The organism is Coprococcus intestinihominis (assembly GCF_040096555.1).
Taxonomy (GTDB): Bacteria; Bacillota; Clostridia; order Lachnospirales; family Lachnospiraceae; genus Coprococcus_A; species Coprococcus_A intestinihominis.
Window position 1 is genome coordinate 1 of the sequence record NZ_JBBMEK010000355.1, and the last position, 2622, is coordinate 2622.

The 2622-nt window shown below is 39.2% G+C and carries 4 protein-coding genes and 1 pseudogene; all 5 read right to left on the reverse strand.

Annotation, left to right across the window (positions count from 1 at the left end; all coding sequences use genetic code 11):
* A partial coding sequence (locus WMO25_RS17025; protein WP_349086356.1) for a phosphoadenosine phosphosulfate reductase domain-containing protein occupies nt 1-981 on the reverse strand: 981 nt, incomplete at its 3' end.
* Nucleotides 982-1140: 159 nt separating this feature from the next.
* On the reverse strand, nt 1141-1338 hold the full coding sequence (locus WMO25_RS17030; RefSeq protein WP_073962192.1) for a hypothetical protein: 198 nt from the start codon (nt 1336-1338) through the stop codon (nt 1141-1143).
* 93 nt (nt 1339-1431) lie between these two features.
* Nucleotides 1432-1863 (reverse strand): hypothetical protein, encoded by a 432-nt coding sequence (locus tag WMO25_RS17035; protein ID WP_144123995.1) that lies wholly within the window; start codon nt 1861-1863, stop codon nt 1432-1434.
* Between the two features lie 14 nt (nt 1864-1877).
* A complete protein-coding gene (locus tag WMO25_RS17040; protein WP_144123998.1) occupies nt 1878-2204 on the reverse strand; it encodes a hypothetical protein in 327 nt (108 codons plus the stop codon).
* A gap of 16 nt (nt 2205-2220) precedes the next feature.
* Nucleotides 2221-2622: pseudogene (locus WMO25_RS17045) on the reverse strand (PcfJ domain-containing protein); the annotation flags it as partial.

Below are 2622 nucleotides of genomic sequence, written 5' to 3' on the forward strand. Positions count from 1 at the left end.
AGTTTCCAAATCGCAATGGTTATCCAGCGTAAATCCAAGAATTTTTTCGTCCTGGCATAAAAGAGCATATTCTTTCGGATACAGTTCCCTGATTCCTGCAAATAATCGGGGAGTAGAAAAAATACACATTGCACAACTACAGCGGTTCCAACCTGCCCGGTAACAAGGATGTGGGTTTACTTTATGCCGCTTCAGCACTTCCCAAATATCTCTTTCACTGTAATCAATAACCGGACGCCATTGGTGTACAGTACGGTGGTGTTTGTAAACTGCATTGGTACGGTGAATTTCTATTTCATTATATTTGCTTCTCCCTACGGATTCACCACGTCTTTCCCCCGATACAATTAATAATTTTATATCCTTTCGTGTCTTTGTTAAATTAGCAGCCACACTGTTCATGTTTCGCAAAACGGTATCCGCTACCATGATTTTTAGATAAGCAGAACACCAACGCCGGCTCAAATCTCCACTTTTCATTGGAAATTTCATTCGATAACCAAATTCCGCCAGTTTATTTTCCATTTCTGATATTGCTGCCGCTTTTAACTTTTGACATTCCATATACTTTTTTGACGGAGGACATTGATAAATTTCCCCTGTCTCTGGATCTACCCATTCAATTAATTCTGATGTCCCAATACGATACAGTTCTCCGAAAAATCCGTTTTTCCTCCAGGATACCCGAAGTGGAATCTGTTCTGCTTCTGCAAATGAGCGTATATAATTTGCAGTACATCTCCAATCCATAGTTCGTGAAGGGTGTCCACCGTCTATATCATGATGCCAAAACTCGATTTTGGATTTTGGTACGCCTAACTCCAATAGCTTGTAATAACAGGCAATGCTGTCCTTACCACCAGATATTAAAACTATAACCAAATCATACATTTCCAAAGGCAGTAATTCTTCAAGATAGATCTTTTTCATATACTCTGTGTCTTTTCTTCCAGAAACCCTTGGACAAATTCTTTTACCCATTCCATAGATCGGAATATCCGATTTTCCATATATAACCGGAGTCTCTTTGGTACAATCAGCATCCCGAATGAAATCCGGCTGGAACAGAGTAAGCTGACCGTTTGACTGCTGAAAATATCCTTCCGTTTTCTTCAATACTATCCACCTCATTTTAAAATCCTATTTCAAACATTCTTTTTCTACCAAAAGCGCTGTTTTCCTTTGCCCTGAAAAATATGATTTTCCATTGTAAATCCAAGTACTCCCACGTGGTGCAGTCATTGAACCGGTAATCTTTCTCCAGCCTGTAGGCATTGCTGTATATAGTTCTACATCTGTTCTTATTGCAAATTCTATAATCCTGTCAAATTCTCCCATCCTTTCCTCCCTTGCGTTTCCACCTTTGCTACTTTGCGTAAAAAGGAAAGAATTTTATCTTTCCTTTTTACGTCTCATCATATTTCCGTAGCTTTATGTATGCTGACAGTTTTTCTTATATCCTTTTAGGTACAGGTTATAATCATTCTCCCTTGTTATAAATCTAATCCAGTAGTCTGCTGTGCGGCCATTCATAAAAAAATTATACTCATTTTCACCCACATGCGAAGATGGATGTCCCTTACAAAATTCTCTTAATATTTCCAGATTATAAAACTGTGTCACCAGACAGCGATAAATGTCCTGTGATTCCCGGTTAAATGCTTTCGTCCAAAGCTCACCTCTACAAGGAAAATAGTTACCATGCCATCCGTCTTCATTCCAGTATGCACGAATATGTCCTATTTGGGCGTCCGGATGTTTCCCTGACTGTAAAGAATCCGGTGCTTCTGAGTAATGCTCAAACACATCACGAAAATTGCAGGTTTCCATCAGCTCAAACAACATACTTTCCTTTTTACTCATATAACCCCTTCTTTCTATGCGGCATTTTCCTCCGTCATTTGTGTATCACATTCCGGACAACTATATAAAATTCCATGTTCTGTAATTTGCTCGCAAAGCTCTTTATCACCAATCATATGCCATAACAGATTGTCCAAAATGCCTTTCAAAATCACATTTTCACCACTCTTACCAGATACGTTTCCGTATCGCAACATTAACTCCTGAAACAGCATCTCGTAAGAAAGCTTTCCGGTCTTAGAATTTTTGACAGCACTATGGATTACCTGTCGCATATTTTTCCTTTCTTTCCACAGTTTCTGAAGCTGCTCTTTTCCTGTCATATCTACTTTATTATTCATGGTCCTCCTTTTCCAATTACGCTGCATGTTCAATGGTATCCGGCATTTCCATAAGATCTGCTTCCAATACATCTGCCAGATATTTTCCCTGAAACAACCCGCCATTGATTTTTACTTTCTTTTTGCGCATCTCAGCATAAGATTCTATGCGAAGCTGCCTGCTCTTGTCTGCCAGTTTTTTATCACTTGCTGTAATCCTTTTCTGTATTTCTCTCTGCCACTCTTTTAAGAATTCAGACGCCTCTTCAATATCCTTATTCTGCCTGTCATATTCTGTCCGTTTCTGTCGTATTACTCCGCCCGGCTCTACTTCTAATGTATAATACGGTTTGTCCGGCTGTTCTGTCTTACGCAGAAACAAAATATAAGTTTCCTGCTCATTGATGCGTTCCAGATACTCTGTTTTCTTATCTATGCA